Source organism: Mesorhizobium hawassense, from assembly GCF_003289945.1.
In the GTDB taxonomy this organism is placed as follows: domain Bacteria; phylum Pseudomonadota; class Alphaproteobacteria; order Rhizobiales; family Rhizobiaceae; genus Mesorhizobium; species Mesorhizobium hawassense.
Genome location: NZ_QMBP01000018.1, coordinates 82,261 through 103,441, shown reverse-complemented (window position 1 = coordinate 103,441; position 21,181 = coordinate 82,261). Strand labels below are relative to the sequence as shown.

Here is a 21,181-nt window from a genome sequence, read left to right as displayed (position 1 = left end):
AGTGTGAGCGGTTTTCCGTCAGGAATTGCGTCAACACAAGGAGATAGAGCGGTTCGCCGTTTGCGTGAAACGGTGAACCGCACTAGCCGAAACGCGATGCCGTACAAACTTACTCGGCGAGCACGCGGGTCGAGGGGAAGCCGACCTCGACCAGCGTTCCTTCGCCCGGCGTCGAGGTGATCGCGAAACGCGCGCGGTTCGCCTCCACCATGGCCTTGGTGAGCGGCAGGCCGAGGCCGGTGCCGTCGCCGCGTCCGCGCTTCAGCGCGTTGATCTGCTTGAACGGCTTCAGCGCCTGCTCGATCTCGGCCGGGGTCATGCCGATGCCGGTGTCGCGCACGCGCATGACGACGTCGCCCGAGGCCTCGTAAGCGGTCGACACGATCACCTGGCCGCCGGCCTGGGTGTAGCGGATGGCGTTGGACAGGATGTTGAGGGCAATCTGGCGAACGCTTCTCAAATCCGCCACCACTTCCGGCAGCCGCGAGGCGAAGCTCGAGCGGATGATGACGCGCTCGCGATTGGCCTGCGGCTGCATCATCGCCACCGTCTCGGCCAGCGTGTCGTTGAGCGACACCGCCTCGTAGTCCATCTCCTGCTGGCCGGCCTCGATCTTGGAGATGTCGAGCAGGTCGTTGACGAGGTCGAGCACGTGGTTGCCGGAGCGGTTGATGTCGCGCAGATAGTCGCGATAGCGGTCATTGGCGACCGGGCCGAATTTCTCGTCCACCATCAGCTCGGAAAAACCGATGATGGCATTGAGCGGCGTGCGGATCTCGTGGCTGATGCGGGCCAGGAAATCCGTCTTTTGCGAGGAGGCGCGCTCGGCCACGGCGCGTGCCTGCGTCAGGTCTTCCTCGGCCCGCTTCCACTGCGTGATGTCGCGCACCACGGCGCAGAAGCCGCTGTCGTTTGGAAGGCTGCCGATGGTCATGAACAGCGGAATGAAACGCCCCTGCGCCTCGCGGCCGATGACCTCGCGGCCGTCATTCAAGACGCTCGCCACGCCCGGCTCCGAAAGGCCCGCGAGATAGTCGCGCGCCGCGCGCTGGCTCTCGATGGCAAACAGCGAGGCAAAGGGCTTGCCAGCGACCTCGTCGCTGTCGAAACCGAACAGGGCTTCCGCCGGCCGGCTGATCGAGCGGATGTTGCCGTCGCGGCCGATCAGCACGACGCCGTCGGTGGCGGTGTCGATGATGGTGCGCATCTCGGCGATGCGCGACTTCAATTCCGGCACGTCCGGTTGCAGCGCCGGTTCGTCATTCGCGGCGGTGAAATGCGCCGCGTCGTCCTCGCCGGAGCGCCGCACCACCAGCATCAGCGCCTTGCCGCCGCGCCACGGCACCGAGCGCAGCAGCGCGTCGATCGGAAATTCCTGGCCCTGACGGGTTTTGAGCTTCAGCGAGCGGTCGCTTTCCTCCGCGGCAGTGTCCTCGGCGTAAGGATCGGCAAACAGCGCGCCGAGGCCGCCGGCATCCACCAGGTCGTCCAGCGCGTCGTAGCCGGTGAGTTCGAGGAGGGCTTCATTGGCATAATGCAGCGCGTCGCCCGAGTGGATGAGCAGCGGCACCGGCAGCCGGGCGAGGATGGACGTATCGGGCGCCTTGGCTTCTTCTCCAGTCGAAAAAGCGGACGGCACAAAGCCTGCGAGTTTGAGCGGCGGCACTTCGAGCCGCGGCCGCGCCGGCGCTGCCGCTTCCGGTTGTTCTTCTGCTGCCGCCGTCCCGGCATCGACATCGGAACCTGCCCAATCCTCATTGTCTTGCGCATCGCGAAAATCGTCGGCGGTCATGCTGTCGTCGTCCGCCGCCGAGCTTGGCGCGGATTGCTCGACGGCGACCGGCCGTGTTGCCGGCTGTTCGACCAACTGCCGCGGCTTCGCGTCAGCGTGATCGGCCGCCTGCCCGGCGCCGGCTGCCTGCTCGTCCTCGGAGCCAGGTTCGACATCGGCTGCTTCGGTGGATTCCTCACCATCCGCATAGCTGAGCAGCGAACCGGAAACGGCCGGGGTCTCGGCCTGGCCGGTGTCGCCGGCCTCAGAGGCGTCATCGATGCCGTCGAGCCGCGCCAGGTCTTCCTGGTCTTCCGCCTCGGTCTGTGCTTCGGCGGTCTCCGCATCGGCCTTCGCGTCGACGGTCTCCGAAGCTTCCGGCGCGAATGGCGGAGTCGCTTCCGGCGCTGAGCTCTCGTGCTCCGCCGCTTCCAGTTTAGGCGGCTCGTTTGCCGGAGCCTGCGCTTCGCCGGTCGGTCCCTTCGCCGTCGCCTCGCCCTTGCCGGCAACAAGCGCGTCGGGCTGCTTGCCGAATTCGGCAGCGCTCGGCTCGGCCGGGATGGAATTGTCCCTGCGTAGTCGTTCGCCGATCTCGCGGAAGGCGCTGCGCTCGAGGATCGACAGGCCCTTGTGATTTGCGGGCGTGTCGCTTCCCGGCTGCTTGTCGTTGGCCGGCTGGCGATGCTCGGCCAGCCTTATCACCTTGTCGGCGAAGCGCCGCTCCGGCTTCGGCACGATGGTCAGCGCCGGCACTTCGCCCTGGAACGGATCTTCGGATTTTGGCTGTTCCGGCGGCGTCTCGGGCTGCGCGACCGACGGCTCGCCTCCGGCAGGGGCGGCGTTCGGCACCAGGGCCATGCCAAGCGCTTCCGGGTCGACAACGGCGTCGGCTGCGCGCGCGACGCCGAAGCCGCGAAAACCCTCGAAGGCGCGGCTGCGGCCATAGACGGGCAGCGCCGCCAGGTCGACCGGTATCTTCAGACCGGTTCCGGCCACCGGCCACAGCACCGAGCGGCCGGACCAGGTGTCGCGGCGTTCGAGCAGGCCGGCGATCTCGCCTGAGGCGTCGAGGCCGAAAGTGGTGGCGACGTCCTTGAATCGGCGGCCGATCACATCGGCGGCCGGCTGGCCGACGATGTCGGCGAATTCGGGCGACAGCGCGCTGAACTTGCCTTCGGCGTCGGTGCGCCAGACGAAACGCAGCGGCGGCGCGGAGCGGTCGATCTCGCGGGGCGGGGCCGGCTGCGCCGGCGTGACGGTTTCGCGCGCTGCGGTTTCGCCGGCGTCCCGCCGGCGGCCTTCGGCCATGATGGCTTTGTTCTCGTCCTTCGCCACCGTTTCCGGTTGATCTTGCCCGGCATCGTCTTCGCCGGCGTTGAAATACCAATGGTCGTGCTGGCCGGCATCGGCGGCCTGTTGGTCGGAGGCGATGGCCTGATGATCGCTCCGGGCGGGGCGCTGGTCGGCCAAGGTTTCCGCGGCGGCGCCGTCCTCAGGCCCTGTCGGGGCAGCTTCTTCCGGCTTTACGGCAGCCACGGCGTGCTCAGCATCCTCTTCGGTAGCCGCCGGGGGCACTTCGGCCTGTTCCAGGGCCGCCACGGCCGGCGCCGGACTGTTGTCCTGTATCGGCTCGGGCTCGACGTCCGCGCTTCCACCCGATGGTGCCGCCGCCTCCGGCCCCACAACCGGTTGTCCGACTGGTTTTTCGCTCTGGTTGGCGACAGGCTGGTCGCCTTGGTCGTTTTCAGCGCTGTCGAGCTGGTCCTCGTCGATCACCACCAGCAGATGGCGGGTGTCGGTGAGCCGTGCAAAACCGGCCGGGTAGGAGGTAGCTTTGCCCGGCACGAGGCGCTTGACGAGGCGGTCGCCGCTGGCCGTCGCATCCGCGACCAGGGCGGCCAGCGTGGCCGGCTCGATGCCGAGCGCCGCAAAGCCGTCCGAGGCCGCCTCGACGCCGCCTCGCGCGTCGACGAAGGCGATGAAATGCCCGGCTTCGGTGAAGCCGCCGATGGCGCGGCTGGCGATCTCGCCGGCGCTGCGCGAGCTGGTCTGCGCCGCCGGCACCGCCAGCATGATGGCCTTCTCGCCGTCCGGCATCGTCACGGCGCTGGCCAGGAAGCCGACGGCGCGGCTCACCATGCCGGTGGCGAGCCTCACCGTGATGGCGCGGTCGCTGCCGATATCCGGAAAACCGCTGGTCGCCATGACCTGCCGCCGGGCAATCAGCGGTAGCCGCGCCGAGGCGCCGATGATGGCCTCGATATCCGGATAGCCGAACATCGACGCCCCAGGTCCGTTAGCCCAGATCACCTGTTCGAGGTCGGTCGACAAAATGGACAATGCGTCGCCGGCGGCAAAGCGCTGGCGTACCGCGTCGAGCACGGCGACGTCGAGGAAGGAGTAGTTTTCAGGCGGCATGCGCTGGCCAACCCTCCGAAGCGGGCATTTTCAGTTAACGCTTTGTTAATAAAAGGCCACGGTCCGAAGGTCCACAAGCCCTGGCTTGCAATGGTCGAAATCTCTGGGCTCTTGGTTAACGGCCTTGGTGGTTGACGTATGGGAAGATTTTTATGGTGCGGTGCAACAAAGATGTTGCAATGCACAAAAAATCCTTTATATTGCCATCATACATGAACGAGACGGCTTTCTGTCAAAGCCGCTACCCCGAAAGGTTGGAAAATGTCCAAGACCACCGCCAAGACCGAGACCCTCGAAAACGTTGAATTCCCGAGCTTCGACGCTTCCAAAGCCACCGACCAGATGCGCGCCTTCGCCGAGAAGGGCGTCGAGCAGTCGAAGGAAGCCTATGCCAAGCTGAAGACCGGCGCCGAGGAGACCCAGAAGGTTCTGGAGTCGACCTACGAGACCGCCAAGACTGTTTCCAGCGACGTTTCGCTCAAGGCGATCGCCGCGCTGCGCGCCAATGCCGAGGCCAGCTTCTCGCACCTCGAAGCGCTGGTCGGCGCCAAGACCCTTTCAGAAGTCGTCGAGCTGCAGACCTCCTTCCTGCGCAAGCGCGTCGAAATGGCCGTCGAGCAGGCCAAGGAGTTCCAGACCGTTGCCACCAAGGCGGTCGAGGACGTCTCCAAGCCCGTCAAGACCGCCTTCGAGAAGGCGATCAAGGACGTCAAGGCTGCCTGATTTTCGCGCACAACCCTGCGATGCATCAAAACGTCGCATTTCGTCAGACAAATAGTCGTGCGATAGGGTTGAGCGACCAGATACCCGGAAATGGAACCTCCTCCCTCTGTTTCCGGGGTGACCAGCCAGCACCTCCTCCCGCTGGCTCGTAACAGGAAAAGGCCGGCACCTCCTCCCGCCGGCCTTTTCTTTTGCCTTGACGAAAGGCGAATGAGGAAACCAATCCTTTACCTTATCAAGGCCCTTGAATTAGAATCCGATAGCCCGTATTTGACGCATCGCCGAACGACAGAGCGGATCACGGAGAATGAAGCTTTCACCTCGATCTAGCTCAGGCAGGTGTGCCGTTGTAGCTCAGCTGGTTAGAGCGCCGGATTGTGGATCCGGAGGTCGCTGGTTCGATCCCAGCCAACGGTACCATCATTCTCATTGATCTGAACGTGCGCCTTGAACCCTTCCATTCCTTCGGCTCCGCAGACCATGGGCAAGATCACTTGTCCCATGGGCAAGATGTCTTGCCGGTAGAGGCCGACTCGGCTCGAATGGGCCATGCATCCTTTGTCAGGGTGCGGGCGTTCATGGCTACCAACCGGCTTGGCCGCTAGGGAAGAAGCAGTATGAGTGAACATGCGATCGAGTTCTTGCGCGGATGGATTGGCGAGAAGGTCCAATGCCAGCATTCGCCGATCAAGATCGACCAGCAGGCCGAGACGCTCGCCAAGGAATGCTGCGCCAAGGCCGCCGAGGCAGGCATTCTCCTGGAGGACATCCAGGAAGAAGTCGGCGACATCCAGGAACTGATCGCATCGCGGCTCGAGGAAGCCGCCGAAGAGGGCACCGGCGAAGCCAAGCCGGGCAAGCCCGCGGAGTAAACCGCCCGCTACAAGTCGGCGATGGCGTCATTTCTCGCCGAATTTTTCCCTCAGCCATTCCTTCGGCAGCGCCGGCACGAAATTGCCGTCGCGTCCCGTCATATCCTCATTGGCGACCAACGCGTTGAGGATCGCCTCCTCGACACCTTGCACGACTGCGTCGAAGAATGGATCGATGTCGACGTCCGGGATGAATTCCGCGCGGCCAATGCTGCCCGAAGCCCCTAGCGCCGCCTGAGGATTGGCGGTCGAGAACGCTAGAAAGATATCGCCCGAACTGTGGTAACCGTAGCCGCCGGTCATGGCGATGCCGAGTGGCACCCGCCGGGCGAGCCGCTTCATCTGGTGCGGCAGGAACGGCGCGTCGGTGGCGACGATGGCGATGATCGAGCCTTTTTCGGCGCGCGGCGTTCCCTGGCGGATGGCCGGCTCGGCGAGATCGAGGCCGACACGCTCGCCGCGAATGGTGAAATTGTGCCTCTTGCCGAAATTCGCCTGCACGAACACGCCGAGCGCGTAACGCCTATCCTGCCAATCGACGAGGCGCGAGGCGGTGCCGGACCCGGCCTTGAAGCCGAAGGCGATCATGCCGGTGCCGCCGCCCACGCTGCCTTCCTCGACGCCGCCGCCTGTCGCCCCGTCAAGCGCTCCGGCGACATGCTCGAAGCCGACATGATGGCCGTTGATGTCGTTGAGGAAGCCGTCATAGGTCTCGGCCGCCACCGGCAGGCCCCAGGCGCTGTCCACCGCGGTGGGTAGAACTTGGCTCATCCCGCGCAGCGTTCCGTCGCGGGTGACGCCGCAGGAATGCGTGTTGGTGACGGTGATCGGGAAGTTGAACGCGCCGGTCTCCTCGATGATATGCGTTCCCGTCAGCTCGCCATTGCCGTTCTGGCTGAACACCCCGGCGAACACCGGCGTCGCGAGCTCTTGAACCGGCCTCGGCAGGATCGCGGTGACGCCGGTCCGCACCGGTCCAGCGCCGACCCGCAGCGGACCGTTGCCTGAAATCAGCGTCGTGTAGCCGATAGATACTCCCGCCACATCGGTGATGGCGTTGAGACGGCCGGGCGTGCCATCGAGGGCGACACCGAAGGCGCGCAGGCGCGGCTTGCCCAATGGCGTTTGAAGATGCGGGTCGTGGCTGCTCATGCGGTCCTCAGAACAACGAGCCCTGATTGCCCGGCTTCTTGGCCTTCGCGGACGGCTTCGCGGCCAGCTTCGGCCGCGCCCCGCCGCTGGTGGCGATGGCTTCGGCGGTGCCGTCGGCAAATTCCAGCTGCAATGCCGCCCCCGGCGCCAGGTCTTCGACCCGCTTGATCACCGAACCGTCGGCATCCTTGACCAGCGCGAAGCCACGCGCCAGCACGGCTTTGTGCGACAGCGTCGAAAGCAGCCGGTCCGCCTGGGTCAGCGCCGCGCGCAGCCTGTCCAGCCGCCGCGCCGTCGCCTGATCCTGGCGTCGCGTCAGCGCGGCCAACGTGTCGGCCTGCTGCTTCTGGCGCCGCACGATCGGCGCCGGCGACAGTCTTGCAGCCGTGCGTTTGAAGCGTGCGCGCCGTTCGCGCACGATGGCGAAGAACGCCGCGCGAGCACGCGCGATATCGCGGCCGGTCAGCGTGCGCGCTTCGTTGAGGCGCCGCGACAGGGTCGCCGGTGTCAGCCTTTGCCGCTCCAGCGTCGCTCGCTTGCGCTCGATGTTCACCGTCAGTCCGCGGCCCAGCCGGCTGGTCGCATCGTCGAAACGGCGGCGCGGCAGGGCCAGCAACTGGTCGGGCGAAGGCAGCGCCCGTGCCGCCGCGCGCACAGCCTGGCGCTTGCGCTCCAGATGCCGCGAGACGCAGGCATTGAGCCGTGCGCCGAGGCTGGCCAAAGTAGCCTCCAGGTCCGCCCTGACCGGCACGGCGATCTCGGCCGCACCTGTCGGCGTCGGCGCGCGCATGTCGGCGACGAAGTCGATCAGCGTCGTGTCGGTCTCGTGCCCGACGGCGGAAATCACGGGGATACCGGACGCAGCAACGGCGCGCGCCAGCCCTTCGTCGTTGAAGCCCCAGAGGTCTTCGAGGCTGCCGCCGCCGCGCGCCACGATCAGGAGATCGGGCTGGCGGATGGGGCCGTCCCACGTCAGCGCGTTGAAACCGTTGACGGCGGCCGTGACCTCCCTGGCCGTCGTCTCGCCCTGGACCCTGACCGGCCAGACCAGCACGTGAAGCGGAAACCGATCCTTGATGCGGTGGATGATGTCGCGGATCACCGAGCCGGTCGGCGAGGTGACGACGCCGATCACACGAGGCATGAACGGCAGCCGCCGCTTGCGGCCGGTGTCGAACAGGCCTTCGGCCTGCAGCCGATGCTTGCGCTCCTCGAGCAGCGCCATCAGCGCGCCGGCGCCTGCCGGCTCCAGATTGTCGATGACGATCTGATAGTTGGATTTGCCGGGATAGGTCGTCAGCTTGCCGCTGGCGATCACCTCCATGCCTTCCTCGGGGCGGAACTTCAGCCGCGCCATGGTGGTCTTCCAGACGACGGCATCGATCCGCGCCCGATCGTCCTTCAGCGCGAAATAGGCGTGGCCGGAAGAATGCGGTCCGCGATAGCCGGAGATTTCGCCGCGCACCCGCACATTGCCGAAGGCGTCTTCGACGGTGCGCTTCAGCGCGCCGGAAATCTCGCTCACCGTGTATTCGGTGGCGTTGCTGCGTGATTCGGTTGCAGTTTCACTCATCGCGTGATTGGGGAACGCTTATCGGCGCGCGTCAAGCGCGAAGAAACCTCGCTAATATTCTAACGTGATCTTAAGCCCGATTTGCTTTGACTGCGGCAGGAGAACCAGCCAGGGACGTGATGAGCGCACGACAAAACAGCAGTCCGTTGACGCATCAGGTCACGCTGACCGTGCTGACGCTTGCCGCTTTCGCGTTGGCCATCGTGGTCGGTTTCGGCTTCTACGCCGCCGACCAGGCCGACGAGGCTTCGCTCGAACGCCAGAAGATTTTTATCGCCGACGGCCTGAAGGATCAGATTGCCGCGGTCCAGCGCGAGCAGGAAAGCGTAACCGTCTGGGACGATTCCGTAACCAATGTGAGGGCGGGCAATCAGGCTTGGATCGAGGAAAACCTCAGTACCTGGATGTATACCTACTACGGCCACAACCGGGTGTACATCCTCGATGCCGCCAACCATGTGATCCACGCCATGCGGGAGGGCAAGGTCGTTCAGGCTTCAACCTTCGGCGAGGATCAGCCGGAACTGCAGCCGACCATCGAGACGCTGCGCCGCATGTTGGCTGAGCCACCGAAGGCCGACGCGTCCGGGCAGCCGGCCAAGATGGTCGCGCAAGACCTTGTGTCGCTTCAGGGGAAGCCCGCGATCCTGAGCATCATGCCGCTGGTGCCGAGCACGGATCGCGTCACCCAGGCGGCCGGCACGGAATATCTGGATGTCTCGGCCGAGTTCATCAACGATGCCGTCATCGGCAAGATCGCGGCCAAATATCTGCTCGATGGCGCGCGGCTGGTGCCGTTGTCGGACCCGGTTGGCCCGGCCGCCGTCCCGCTGGTCGATTCGCGCGGCGTCATCCTCGGCTATATCGGCTGGAACCAGGAGCGGCCCGGCCTCACTCTGGTGCGCAAGATCGCTCCGGCCCTGGCGATCGCGTTGCTTATGGCGGGCGGTGTCCTGGTGTTCGTGCTGCGCAGGTTGCGTCGCGCGTCGGCCGCTCTGCAGACCAGCCAGGATGAAGCGCAATATCTCGCCTTCCACGACACGCTCACCGGTCTGCCCAACCGGGCGCTGTTCGAGGATCGCCTGCGGCGAACGCTGCTGTTCGCCAGCCAGGATGGAGCACGCGTGGCGCTGCTTTACCTCGACCTCGATCGCTTCAAGCACATCAATGACACGCTCGGCCATCCGGCCGGCGACCAGCTCGTGCGCCAGACGGCGGCGCGGCTCAAGCACACGATCCGCGAAGTCGATACCGTCGCCCGGCTCGGCGGCGACGAGTTCGCCATCATCCTGCTCGACGTTCCCGACGTCACAAGCGCCGAGGACATAGCCGAAAGACTGCTCTTGAAGCTGCGCGAGCCGTTCAGGCTGATCGACGACCAGGTCTTCGTCAGCGCGAGCATCGGCATCGCTCTTTCGTCCGGATCGGACACCGACGCGGACGATCTGCTGCGCAAGGCCGACATCGCGCTTTACGAGGCCAAGAAGAACGGCCGTGGCCGCTATCAGGTGTTCGCCGGCGACATGGACGATCTGCTGCTGCGCAAGCGCAAGGTCGAGGCGGAGCTGCGCAAGGCGCTGGATGGCGACGGCGGGATAAAGCTCGCCTATCAGCCTGTCTTCGCGGTGGACGGTCACAGGATTCTCGGCGCCGAAGCGCTGATCCGCTGGGGTCATGAGGTGCATGGCGCGCTGCCTGCCGGGCAATTCATCGCCATCGCCGAAGAACGCGGGCTGATCGGCGAACTCGGCAAATGGGCGCTGACCGAGGCCTGCCGCTTCGCGGTCACGACCGAACTACCGTGGATCGCCGTCAACATCTCGCCCGTGCAGTTGCGCGATGCCGGCTTCGCCGCACTGGTTGCATCGGTCCTGAGCGAAACCGGGTTGGACCCGGGCCGGCTGCAACTCGAGACCACCGAGGGTGTGCTGCTCGAGCACAACGACACGATTAGCTCCGTCATCGCAACCCTGCGCGAATCCGGCGTCCGCATCGTTCTGGATGATTTCGGCACCGGCTATTCGTCGCTGAGCTATCTGCGCCGCCAGTCGATCGACAAGCTGAAGATCGACCGCTCCTTCGTGCGCCTGCTCGACGAGGACGAAAGTGCCCGCGCGATCGTCAAGACGCTGATCGAGCTGGCGCAGGCGCTGCGGGTGGAAGTGACCGCCGAAGGCGTCGAGACCGATGGACAGAAGGCCCTGCTGGTCGGCATGGGCTGCCGTCAGTTGCAGGGCTATCTGTTGTCACCGCCGCTGGAGCCCAGCCAGTTGCTGGCGCTGCCGGGTGTCTCGCACGCCAAGCCGGAGCGGTCCGCCGTTCGCGCATAGAGCGCTCCTCCGTTTCACCGAAACGGAGAACCGCTCTATCTCCTTGTTTCAACGCAATTCCTGACGGAAAACCGCTTCACACTTTTCCTGGAATTGCTCCCGCCTTACCAGCCGGGCATGATCTGGTTTGCCTTGACCCGCTTCATCTTGGCGAAGGCGAGCGCGGCGAAGTCGAAGCTTCCGGCCTCTTCGCTGATCGGAACGGAAATGTTGTCGAGGCTCTCGGCAATATGGCGCGCTAAAGCATCGACGATCTCCGGCTGCGAGGTCTGGCCGCGCATTATGCCGATGCGGCAGTCCGGCAGCTGACCGAAGCCGTCGGCTTCGCCGAGCACGCGCATGCCGGGCCGAAGCGCGCATTCCGGGAGCACCGAGATGGCGAGGCCCGAAAGCACGGCGGCGGTGATGACGGTGGCCGAGAAGCTGGAGAACAGCACGCGATATTCGCGGCTCTGCCGGTCGAGCACGTCGACCGCGGCGCGCCGCCAGATGCAATTCGGCCGGCCGAAAGCCATCGGCAGGATTTCCTGCTCATGCGTGGCGTGGTTGGCCGAGGTCACCCACAGCAGCGGCTCGCGCCGCACCACTTCCGACTGGCCGCGCGTGTCGTTATGCGTCACCAGCGCCAGGTCGAGATTGCCGCGCTTGATGTGTTCGACCAGCCCCGGCGTCGGTTCGCACACGACGGTCAGCTCGACGCGCGGGTTGGAGCGCGAGAAGCGCGCCATGATCTCGGGCAGGAAGCGGTCGGCATAATCGTCCGGCGTGCCGATGCGGATCGTGCCTTCGAGGCGCTGGTCGTCGAAGGCGGCCAGGGTCTCGCGGTTGAGGTAGATCAGCCGCCGCGCATAGGAAAGCAGCCGGTCGCCTTCCTCGGTCAGTTTGTTGGTGCGGCCGTCCTTTTCGAATAGCGGTTTGCCGATCCGCTCCTCCAGCCGGCGCATCTGCATCGACACCGCCGACTGCGTGCGATGCACCTCTTCGGCCGCGCGGGTGAAGCTGCCGGTGTCGGCGATCGAGATGAAGGTTTGCAACTGATCGAGGTCGAGCGGCGCTTTCATCGGTCCAACCCATCATTGATGTTGATGCTACAGATTAAAAACATTCGTTGGATTAATCAATCGCGCGATGGCAAATTGGCATCGTCCACATGAAGGCATGTGTATCGAGACCGGAACGGCGCTTCTCCCAAAGGCGCCGATCGCCTGGTTTCGTCCGCTCTACTGCGTAAGAGAGACTGACATGACCACGATTGAATTCGCTTCCGAGACCCAGCGCATCACCACGCGTCCGGCTGTTGCGACGCGCGTGATCAATGTTCTCGCCAACGCCTATGTCGCCTGGAAGAATCGCCGCGCCTTCTATCGCCTGGGCGAGATGTCGGACGCCGAGCTTGCCGATATCGGCCTGACCCGCGCCGACCTTCACGTCGCCGTCGGCGTGCCGTTCGGCCGCGATCCGACGGTGAAGCTGCGCGCCATCGCCAGCGAGCGCGCCGACACGATCGAGGATCTCGCTCGTCGGGTCGCCTGAACGGCCGCGTTGCCTGGATTTCCGGTCGCGTTGAACCTTTTCACGGCTCGGCGCGACCAAGTTTCATGCAGGCTCCCACACTCCCTGCCGGTTCCCCGCCGGCCCGCCTGCACATTGCCCGGTTCTTCCTCCAGGACCGGGCATTTTTTTAAGCTGTGCCGCCATTCAGGCGAGGCCGGCCTGCAAACGGCGGCTTCCTTCGCTTCCGGTGCTCACGTACTTAAGTACGCTCCGCTCCGGTTCTCGGACCCCACCGTTTTCGACTCGGCCTGACCGGAATGGCGACACACCTTAGGTCGCGCGATACCTACCGCCGGTCCATGTCGCGCTTGAACTGGTCGAAGATCGTCCCGACGTTCTTTTCATACTCGTCGCGCTGCTGCGCGCCGGTTTCGAACATCTTGCCGAAGATGTCGTCGAACGGGTTTCGCGGCCGGCCGCTCGGGTTTGTCTGCGGCTGTTGCGGCGCGCTTTGCTGCGGTTGACGCTGTTGCGGTTGCGGCGCCGGCTGTCCGCCGGGCAGGCCGAAACCGCCGCCGCCCTGGCGCAGCATCTCCTCGAAGATCTTGCCGAGCGGATTGTCGCCATAGGGACTTTGCGTCTGCTGCGGCTGCGTCTGCTGCGGCGTTCCACCGCCGAACATATCCTGCAGCACTTTGCCGAGCGGGTTCTCGCCGTAAGGATTGGGCGCCTGCTGGGGTTGGCTTTGCGGCTGCGGCGCACCGCCGCCGAACATGTCCTGCAGAGCTTTGCCGAGCGGGTTCTCGCCATAGGGATTGGGCGCCGGTTGCGGCGCCTGGCGCGTCTGCGACGCTGGTGCCACGCCGCTCTGCCGCATCATCTGCTCGATGATCTCGCCGAGCGGATTGCCACTGCCGCCGAAGCCGCCGGCTGACTGCATCTGGTTGTTGGTCTGCTTGAACAGTCCGCCCATCATCATCGAGGCCATGGCCGGTAGCATCTGCTGCAGCACCTGCTGGCTCAGTCCCGTCGCCTGCGCCGCCTGGTTCGCCACCGCGCGCGACAGGTCTTTCGAGCCGAACAGATGGCCGAGAATGCCGTTGCCCTCATCGATGCCTTGCGGCGAAAAAGCCCGGGTGGCGTCCTCGAAATATTTTGCGTGCTGGCCGCTCGCCATCGCCGTCATGAAGGCGCCCATCCCGTAAGGATCGGCGGTATTGCGCTGCAGACCTTGCGAAAAGGCGGGTAGCAGCGCCTGCACCGCGGCTTGCGTCTGCTGCATGGAAAGCCCGTATTGCTGCGCGAGCGCTTGCATGGCGTTGCCGTTCTGAGCTTGCGCGAAAATGTCGAACAGGGAAGGCATTGGGTTCTCCTCCGGACCATCCTTCCCGGAGAAGGTAGTTTGTTTCCATCCCTGATTGAAGCGGCTTTTGCTGCACCAAGCTCAAGCGCATGGCCAAGGGTTAATAGGCATATTCCATGAACACCGGCTCGATCGAGCCGCCCCAGCGCGTGTGGTAGGCCGACAACATCTCCTCGGCGCTGGTGGTACCGCGCGCCACGACCTCGTCCAGCGTGTTGAGGAACGACGTCTCGTCATAGCCGTCGCGGTTCTTCTTGGCCCGGTTCTTCAGGCCGGTGCGCGCGATCGCGAGCACGTCGCGGGCGACGTCGCGCAAGGTGGCGTTGCGGAACGGCGCCGCGATGCCTAGCTCCGGCACGGCGTTGCGCATCGCCAGCGCTTCCTTGTAGGTCCAGCTCGCGGTCAGCGCCTCTGCGGCCTCCAGCGCCTGCTCGTCGTAAAGCAATCCGACCCAGAAGGCGGGCAGCGCGCAGATGCGCCGCCACGGTCCGCCATCGGCGCCGCGCATTTCGAGAAAGCGCTTCAGCCGCACGTCGGGGAAAAGGGTCGAGAGATGATTTGCCCAGTCGCCCATCGTCGGCAGGCCGTCGGGCACGTCATTGCGGGCGGCGCCCGTCATGAACTGACGGAAGGTGATATGCGTCATGTCGTGATACTGGCCGTCGCGGATGACGAAATACATCGGCACGTCGAGCGCCCATTCGACATAGTCGGCGAAACCGAAATCTGGCGAGAAGCAGAATTCGAGCATGCCGGAACGCTGGTTGTCGGTGTCGCGCCAGATGTCGCCGCGCCAGCTCTGCAGCCCGTTCGGACGGCTCTCGGTGAAGGGCGAATTGGCGAACAGCGCCGTCGACAGCGGCTGCAGCTTCAGCGACACCTGCATCTTGCGGCGCATGTCGGCTTCGCTCTCGAAGTCGAGATTCACCTGGATCGTGCAGGTGCGGTACATCATGTCGAGGCCCTTGGTGCCGACCTTCGGCATGTAGCGGGTCATGATCTCGTAGCGCGACTTCGGCATTTTCGGCGTGTCGGCCAGCGACCATTTCGGGCTGCCGCCAAGCCCGAGGAAGCGTATGCCCATCGGCTCGGCGATCTCGCGCACCTGCGCCAGGTGCGCATTGCCCTCGCGGCAGGTCTGGTGGATCGATTCCAGCGGCGCGCCGGAAAGTTCGAACTGGCCGCCGGGCTCCAGCGAGATCGCGCCCTGGCCGGTCGGCTCGACCAGGCCGATGATGCGGCCGGCATCCATGATCGGATCCCAGCCGAGCTTTTCCTGCATGCCTTCGAGGATGGCGCGGATGCCGCGCTCGCCGCCGTAAGGCACCGGCGCGTTGCCGTCGACATAGAAGGGGAATTTTTCGTGCTCGGTGCCGATCCGCCATTTGTCGCGCGGCTTGTTGCCGGCGGCCAGATAGCCGACCAGTTCGTCGATGCCTTCGATGGGCTGGATATCGGTCGTGTCGCGCGCCATGAGGCCCCTCCGAGCGCTTTGCCCCGGAAATCGGCATCGACTTCCGCCAGGCGTCCTGCACATACTAAGTGTTACAGCGCCCTTCGTGCGTCGAAAAGCATGCGCGGTGCTGCAGGGGCCGGAAGGCCGCCGGCGCTAGATGGACGAAATGTCAGGAGCCGATCAAGCAAAAAATCCTGAGCCAGGCCTCAACAGGATTTGATCACCAGTCGCCGATCGTCGCCTGGATCGCGGCAAATGCTGCCACCGCCGCCGTGTCGGCGCGCAGGATGCGTGGTCCGAGCGGGATGGCGGTGACGAAAGGCAGGGCCCTCAGCATCTTGCGCTCGTCGTCGGAAAATCCACCTTCCGGCCCGACCAGCAACGCAAGTTTCTTCTCCTTGACCGCCTGCAAGGCCGGCAGCGGATTGTTGGTCGAGGCATCCTCGTCGCAGAAGATCAGCCGCCGCTCCTTGTCCCAGTTGGCGAGCAATCGCTCGAGCTTTTCCGCTTCGCGCACCTCCGGCACCGCCAGTATGCCGCATTGCTCGGCCGCCTCGACGACATTGGCGCGCAGCCGCTCGATGCCGGGCTTTGCCACCTGTGTGTGCTGGGTGATGACCGGCTGCAGCATGCCAGCGCCCATCTCGACAGCTTTCTGCACGAGGTAGTCGAGCCGTCCTTGCTTCAGCGGCGCGAAACAATAGACGAGATCGGGCAGCGGCGGCTGCGGCCGCTGCAACTCCAGCACCCTCAGCTTGACCGCCTTCTTGGATCTGGCGGCGATCGAAGCCGACCATTCGCCGTCGCGGCCGTTGAAAAGCAGAACTTCGGCGCCTTCGCCGAGCCGCAGCACATGCGCCAGATAATGGCTCTGCTGTTGTCCGGCCTCGAATTCGAGGCCGACCCCGAGATCGTCCGGCACGAACAGCCGCTGCATCTTGTAATTGGCGCGCATGGCCCAAGCAGGTTCCGCAAAAGTGTCCCGCGGTTTTGCGATCAGAACCTGCGAAAAACAAGGCAATCTAAGCGGATATTCGTGGATCATCCCACGAATATCCGCTTGGCAATGCCGAGGCGCGGGTCGCCGTCAAATATCGGCAGTCGGATGCCAGACCGGTGCAAAGCCTTGCCGCAGCACCGCGATGGTCGTTGCTGGCGTCAGCAGGCGCAGCTGCTTGCCGGCGAGGCGATCGAAGGCCGCGGGATTGGCGTAGCCCGCGAACGACCATTTAAGCGCCTTGCCGGCGCGCAGCGCATAGGCGTTGTCGCCATCCGCGATCATCGTGCCGTCGGGCAAGCCGCCAAGCCCGGGCGCGATTACAGCCGGCGGACGTCCACCTGAGGCCAGCCGTTCCTTGTGCAACCGCTTGTCGACCATCGGCGCGCGCGGCTCCGCGATGCCGAACGCCTCGCCGAAGCGACCGACGAAGTCGGTTGCCCGTTCACGCCGGCAGAAGAAGCAGGGCCGGTGGCCGGCGGCCAATGCCGTCACCTCGTCGAGAAAGAACAGCTCGGTCCAGCCGGCCTTGCCCCCGGGACGGTTTCGGCCCATCGGCTCGCGCCGCACATTGCGGAATTGGCAGACGCAGACGATCCAGGCCGGCAACGCCCATCGCTTCCTCAGCAAGGTTTTCGTTTCCGGATCGTGGATGATGCCGCGATTGCCGGTGAACAGGCCGCGCTCCGGCACGGCATGGATGGCGCCGAAGGGATCGACCCGGTTCTGCAGTGGCATAGTTTTCTCTCTCGATCCGCATCTTGGCTGAAAGTCGGGCCGCATGATATCGCTCGCCCCAGCGTTTTCATGTCAGCAGGTTTTCGATGCGGGTTTTGGTCGTCCAGAATTTCGACAATGAGGGCCTTGGCCAGATCGGCGCGGCGCTTGCGGAAGCCGGCGCCGACATCGATCTGCGCAAGCCCTATGACGGCGAAGCGCTGCCGCGCGACAGCAGCGGGCATGACGCAATCGTCCTGCTCGGCGGCGCGCAGAATGCGCTCGACGACGAAAAGTGCCCCTATTTTCCCGGCCTGCTCGACTTGACGCGCGATTTCGCCGACAAGGATCGCTCTGTGCTCGGCATCTGCCTCGGCAGCCAGCTTCTGGCGCGCGCCTACGGCGGCAAGAACCAGATCGGCGGCGCCACCGAGTTCGGCTGGCACAAGGTGTCGCTGACGCCGGACGCGAAGTCGGACCCGGTGCTGGGCGCCTTACCCGAGAGCTTCCCGATTTTCGAATGGCATGACGACACGTTCGGGTTACCGGAAAACGCCGTGCGGCTGGCAGGCAGCGTGGTCGCCGAAAACCAGGCCTTCCGCCTCGGCCGCGCCGCCTATGGCTTCCAGTTCCATTTTGAGGTGGACAGCCCGATGGCGCGCGACTGGAGCACCTGCTTCGCGTCGCTGATCGCCGAGCGCCATCCCCATTGGGCCGGCAAGCTCGATGACGAGATAGCCCGCAACGGGCCTGATGCCGACGCCGCCGGCCTCGCGATAGCCCGCGCCTGGGTGGCGACAATCTGATCGTCGAACCCCTCATCACCCGCACCGTGGCATAATTGGCACGCCTCACGGCTTCCGCCTGGGGACAACGCTCTTCTTCCTTGGTTCGTGTCCGAGCCCTGCCCTAAGAGGGCGCGCTTTGTATCGTCGGTGCAACCGCCATGAACCTTTTGTGTGATCCAGCCGACACACCGGCGATACAGAATCTGCTTAGAAGCGCGAAATCGTCGAAACATTGAGACGCATTTTATCGTTTCAACGCATTGGTAACCGCCTCGTGCCCAGATGCAGAAAGCTTAACCAGAGATGACGTCCGTGAAAGCAGCTCTCCTGTCTTTTGTCATGCTGTCTGCCATCGTGCTCTGCGGCCTGGGCATCTATGCCGCCGACGCAGCCACCAATCACCGTGCCGTCGACGGCTACGGCGTGACGGCCTCGCTCGACTGAGCCCAGTCTCGTCAAAAGTCTGGAAGCACGCCCGCGCCGGGATCGCGTCGAAGGTGTGTTAAGATTCAGGTCAGGCCAGCCTCACCTGAATATCTGCACACCCTTAAAGCGCTTTGGCTTGCACGTCGATGATTTGCTTGTCGCCGCCATTGACGGCGAGCGCGCTCAGCGTTCCCGATTTCCAGGCCAGCGTGTCGACGTTGATCCGGTTGGCCATCACCTCGGCTTCCGGGACGGGCGTGTGCCCGTGCACGATCACTTTGGGGTAAAGTCCAGGGTGGTCATGGAACGCGTCGCGGATCCAGATCAGATCCTGCCGGCTCTGGCTCTCGAGCGGCACCCCGGGGCGGATGCCTGCATGGCAGAAGAAGAAATCGCCGAAACTCACCGAAAAGGGCAGCGACTGCAGGAAGTCGATATGGCTGCGCGGCACCGCCTTCACCAGGGCCATATGTCCCCGCGCGATGGCCTCAGCCTTGCCGAACCAATGCATGTCCCGCGTGAAATCCACGCCATAGGACTGCGCCGTCTGCACGCCGCCATAGTTCATGAACAGGCCGTCCGGCTCGGCATTGGCGAGAAATTCGAGCATGCCGATATCGTGGTTGCCGGCAAGCATGATGTTGCGCGGATCGCGTTTTTGCATCTCGATCAGGAAATCGACGACACTTTTTGAATCCGGCCCGCGATCGACATAGTCGCCGAGATGAATGATGCGCCAGTCGGTGGCGGGCGCGTATTCCAGCTGGCTCTCGATGCGCCGGTGCATCGCGACGAGCAAATCGTGGCGTCCGTGCACGTCGCCAATGGCATAGAGCCGCATGCCGTCAGGCCCGCGCGCGTCGAGATAGTGGATGCCGGTCTCGGTCAAGGGAACGTCTTTTCCGTGTCAATTGTCACCGACACGCTAGGACCAATCGATGAACAACGCGCTAGCGTCGGAGCTGGTCCTTGCCCATGTCAGTGACGAGGCGCTTGCCGCACAGGGCCAGCGTGATGTCCATCTCCTTGCGGATGATCTCGAGCGCCTTGGTGACGCCGTCCTTGCCCATCGCCCCGAGGCCGTAGAGAAACGGCCTGCCGATATAGGTGCCCTTGGCGCCGAGGCAGAGCGCCTTGAGCACGTCCTGGCCGGAACGGATGCCGCCATCCACATGCACCTCGATCCTGTCGCCGACCGCATCGGCGATTTCTTCCAGCACCGAGATCGAGGAGGCGGCGCCGTCGAGCTGCCGCCCGCCATGGTTGGAGACCACGATCGCATCCGCTCCGGTCTCGGCCGCCATCAGCGCGTCCTCCTTGTCGAGGATGCCCTTCAGGATCAGCTTGCCGCCCCAGCGCTCCTTGATCCAGGCGACGTCCTTCCACGACAGTTGCGGATCGAACTGCTCCGTCGTCCAGGACGACAGCGAGGAGACATCGCCGACGCCCTTGGCGTGGCCGACGATGTTGCGGAAGGTGCGGCGTTTGGTGCCGGCTATGCCAAGGCACCAGCGCGGCTTGAGCGCAAGGTCGACGATGTTGGCAAGCGTCATCTTGGGCGGCGCCGAGAGCCCGTTGCGGATATCCTTGTGGCGCTGTCCGAGGATCTGGAGGTCGAGCGTCAGCACCAGTGCCGAGCATTTCGCCGCCTTGGCGCGGTCTATGAGGTTGAGCACGAAATCCTTGTCGCGCAGCACATAGAGCTGGAACCAGAACGGCTTCTTGGTCACTGAAGCGACATCCTCGATCGAGCAGATGCTCATCGTCGACAGCGTGAACGGCACGCCGAACGCCTCAGCCGCCTGCGCCGCCAGCATCTCGCCGTCGGCATGCTGCATGCCGGTCAGCCCGGTCGGAGCGAGCGCCACGGGCATCGACACCTTCTCGCCGATCATGGTCGATTCCAGCGAGCGGTTGCTCATGTCGACCAGCACGCGCTGGCGGAACTTGATCTTGCTGAAATCCTCTTCGTTGGCGCGGTAGGTGCTCTCCGTCCAGGCGCCGGAATCGGCATAGTCGAAGAACATCTTCGGCACCCTGCGGCGCGCCAGGTCCTTGAGGTCGGCGATGGTGAGGATTTCGCTCATGATGGGTCCCCGCTAGGAACGTTTGCGTGTGGGTTCGATGTCGCCGGCATCGGAGCGCTGCCTAAGGCGCAACCTGGAAACCCGCTGCCAGTCGCCGCTGCGCTCGGCTTCCGCCATCGAGCGCTCGACATAGGTGATGTGGTCCATCGCCGCCTTGCGCGCCGCGATCGGATCGCCGGCTTTGATCGCGGTATGGATCGCCCGGTGCTGCTCGAGCAGCGCTTCGCGCGCGCCGGGCACGGTGAACACCAGAAGCCGGTTCTGGAAGACACCCTCCGACAGCAGCCGGTAGCAGGAGCGTAGCGTGTGCAGCAAAATGATGTTGTGCGCGCATTCGCACACCGCGTGATGGAACTCGACGTCGATTTCCGCCTCATCGTCGAAATCGCCGGTGCGGTGCGCCTCGTCCATGCGCGCCATGATGCGGTCGAGCAGCGCCAGATCCTCCGGCGTCGCGCGCCGCGCCGCATATTCGGCCGCCACCGCTTCGATCTCGCGCCGGTATTCCAGATAGTCGGTCACAGCTTTGCGGTGCGTGGAGATGAGGTCCGTCACCGGCTTGGTGAAAAGCTGGCCGATGACGTCGGCGACATGCGTGCCGCCGCCGGGCCGGGTCGTGAGCAACCCGCGGCCTTCCAACGCCTTCAGCGCATCGCGCAGGATCGGCCGCGACACGTCGAACTGTCGCGCCAGTTCGCGTTCGCCGGGCAGCCGGTCGCCGGTGCGAAGCACGCCTTCGAGGATCAGGCTCTCGATCTGCTGCACCACCTCGTCCGCGGTGCGCGAATGCTCGATCCTGGAGAAAATATCGCTCAACGGAGGCGCCTGGAGAGTGGAACGGATGTTTCCCAGATTAAAGCGTCTCTCGCCAACTGGTCAAATTATTTATCCAATTTCCGCGACGCGGCCGCATCGCGCGCCGCTCTCCGCCGACCTCCGCTACTGATATTTGCTGTTTACGCGTCCCGCCGATTGCCGCAAGACGACCGGGTTGCACGAAAGGTCGAGAACAGG

General features: G+C 64.6%; 16 protein-coding genes and 1 tRNA gene. 6 read left to right on the top strand and 11 right to left on the bottom strand.

Translation table 11 applies throughout. The features are described 5' to 3' along the window. Positions 1-109: 109 nt before the first annotated feature. Positions 110-4,189, bottom strand: a complete 4,080-nt coding sequence (locus DPM33_RS28545) for a PAS domain S-box protein (RefSeq protein ID WP_112100740.1) — start codon at positions 4,187-4,189, stop codon at positions 110-112. Between the two features lie 261 nt (positions 4,190-4,450). Between DPM33_RS28545 and DPM33_RS28540 the strand changes: the two genes are divergently transcribed. The 3 genes from DPM33_RS28540 (at position 4,451) to DPM33_RS28530 (ending at position 5,784) form a co-directional block, all read left to right on the top strand. Continuing rightward, positions 4,451-4,912: a phasin gene (locus tag DPM33_RS28540; RefSeq protein ID WP_112100739.1), complete on the top strand. Its 462-nt coding sequence runs from the start codon at positions 4,451-4,453 to the stop codon at positions 4,910-4,912. A gap of 343 nt (positions 4,913-5,255) precedes the next feature. After that, a tRNA-His gene (locus tag DPM33_RS28535) sits at positions 5,256-5,332 on the top strand. A 197-nt stretch (positions 5,333-5,529) separates the two neighbouring features. Continuing rightward, complete coding sequence (locus DPM33_RS28530; RefSeq protein WP_112100738.1) at positions 5,530-5,784, top strand: DUF768 domain-containing protein; 255 nt, start codon at positions 5,530-5,532, stop codon at positions 5,782-5,784. A gap of 27 nt (positions 5,785-5,811) precedes the next feature. On the opposite strand, the gene DPM33_RS28525 is transcribed toward DPM33_RS28530, so the two are convergent. Both DPM33_RS28525 and xseA read right to left on the bottom strand, forming a co-directional pair. Next, positions 5,812-6,936: a DmpA family aminopeptidase gene (locus DPM33_RS28525; RefSeq protein ID WP_112100737.1), complete on the bottom strand. Its 1,125-nt coding sequence runs from the start codon at positions 6,934-6,936 to the stop codon at positions 5,812-5,814. A gap of 7 nt (positions 6,937-6,943) precedes the next feature. Then, entirely contained in the window at positions 6,944-8,509 is a 1,566-nt protein-coding gene (xseA, locus tag DPM33_RS28520) for an exodeoxyribonuclease VII large subunit (protein WP_112100736.1), read from the bottom strand. A gap of 119 nt (positions 8,510-8,628) precedes the next feature. Between xseA and DPM33_RS28515 the strand changes: the two genes are divergently transcribed. After that, positions 8,629-10,839: a bifunctional diguanylate cyclase/phosphodiesterase gene (locus DPM33_RS28515; protein WP_112100735.1), complete on the top strand. Its 2,211-nt coding sequence runs from the start codon at positions 8,629-8,631 to the stop codon at positions 10,837-10,839. A gap of 104 nt (positions 10,840-10,943) precedes the next feature. On the opposite strand, the gene DPM33_RS28510 is transcribed toward DPM33_RS28515, so the two are convergent. Then, positions 10,944-11,900: a LysR substrate-binding domain-containing protein gene (locus DPM33_RS28510; RefSeq protein WP_112100734.1), complete on the bottom strand. Its 957-nt coding sequence runs from the start codon at positions 11,898-11,900 to the stop codon at positions 10,944-10,946. Positions 11,901-12,081: 181 nt separating this feature from the next. Between DPM33_RS28510 and DPM33_RS28505 the strand changes: the two genes are divergently transcribed. After that, positions 12,082-12,372 carry a DUF1127 domain-containing protein gene (locus DPM33_RS28505; RefSeq protein ID WP_112100769.1) on the top strand — a complete coding sequence of 97 codons (291 nt, stop codon included), beginning with the start codon at positions 12,082-12,084 and terminating at the stop codon, positions 12,370-12,372. 307 nt (positions 12,373-12,679) lie between these two features. Here DPM33_RS28505 and DPM33_RS28500 read toward each other — a convergent pair whose 3' ends face one another. The 4 genes from DPM33_RS28500 to DPM33_RS28485 form a co-directional block, all read right to left on the bottom strand. Next, positions 12,680-13,696, bottom strand: a complete 1,017-nt coding sequence (locus DPM33_RS28500) for a DUF937 domain-containing protein (RefSeq protein ID WP_112100733.1) — start codon at positions 13,694-13,696, stop codon at positions 12,680-12,682. 100 nt (positions 13,697-13,796) lie between these two features. Beyond that, positions 13,797-15,170, bottom strand: a complete 1,374-nt coding sequence (locus DPM33_RS28495) for a glutamate--cysteine ligase (protein ID WP_112100732.1) — start codon at positions 15,168-15,170, stop codon at positions 13,797-13,799. A 202-nt stretch (positions 15,171-15,372) separates the two neighbouring features. Continuing rightward, positions 15,373-16,107 carry a 16S rRNA (uracil(1498)-N(3))-methyltransferase gene (locus DPM33_RS28490; protein WP_112100731.1) on the bottom strand — a complete coding sequence of 245 codons (735 nt, stop codon included), beginning with the start codon at positions 16,105-16,107 and terminating at the stop codon, positions 15,373-15,375. A gap of 132 nt (positions 16,108-16,239) precedes the next feature. Beyond that, positions 16,240-16,887 (bottom strand): hypothetical protein, encoded by a 648-nt coding sequence (locus tag DPM33_RS28485; RefSeq protein ID WP_112100730.1) that lies wholly within the window; start codon positions 16,885-16,887, stop codon positions 16,240-16,242. An 86-nt stretch (positions 16,888-16,973) separates the two neighbouring features. Between DPM33_RS28485 and DPM33_RS28480 the strand changes: the two genes are divergently transcribed. Next, positions 16,974-17,672 (top strand): type 1 glutamine amidotransferase, encoded by a 699-nt coding sequence (locus tag DPM33_RS28480; RefSeq protein ID WP_112100729.1) that lies wholly within the window; start codon positions 16,974-16,976, stop codon positions 17,670-17,672. A 529-nt stretch (positions 17,673-18,201) separates the two neighbouring features. Here the strand turns inward: DPM33_RS28480 and DPM33_RS28470 are convergent. The 3 genes from DPM33_RS28470 to DPM33_RS28460 form a co-directional block, all read right to left on the bottom strand. Beyond that, positions 18,202-18,969, bottom strand: a complete 768-nt coding sequence (locus DPM33_RS28470; RefSeq protein WP_112100728.1) for a metallophosphoesterase family protein — start codon at positions 18,967-18,969, stop codon at positions 18,202-18,204. Between the two features lie 61 nt (positions 18,970-19,030). Next, on the bottom strand, positions 19,031-20,170 hold the full coding sequence (locus tag DPM33_RS28465) for an alpha-hydroxy acid oxidase (RefSeq protein WP_281004829.1): 1,140 nt from the start codon (positions 20,168-20,170) through the stop codon (positions 19,031-19,033). Between the two features lie 9 nt (positions 20,171-20,179). Further along, the gene (locus tag DPM33_RS28460) at positions 20,180-20,983 is read right to left on the bottom strand and encodes a FadR/GntR family transcriptional regulator (protein ID WP_112100726.1); all 804 of its coding nucleotides are present in this window, start codon (positions 20,981-20,983) and stop codon (positions 20,180-20,182) included. Positions 20,984-21,181: the final 198 nt, after the last annotated feature.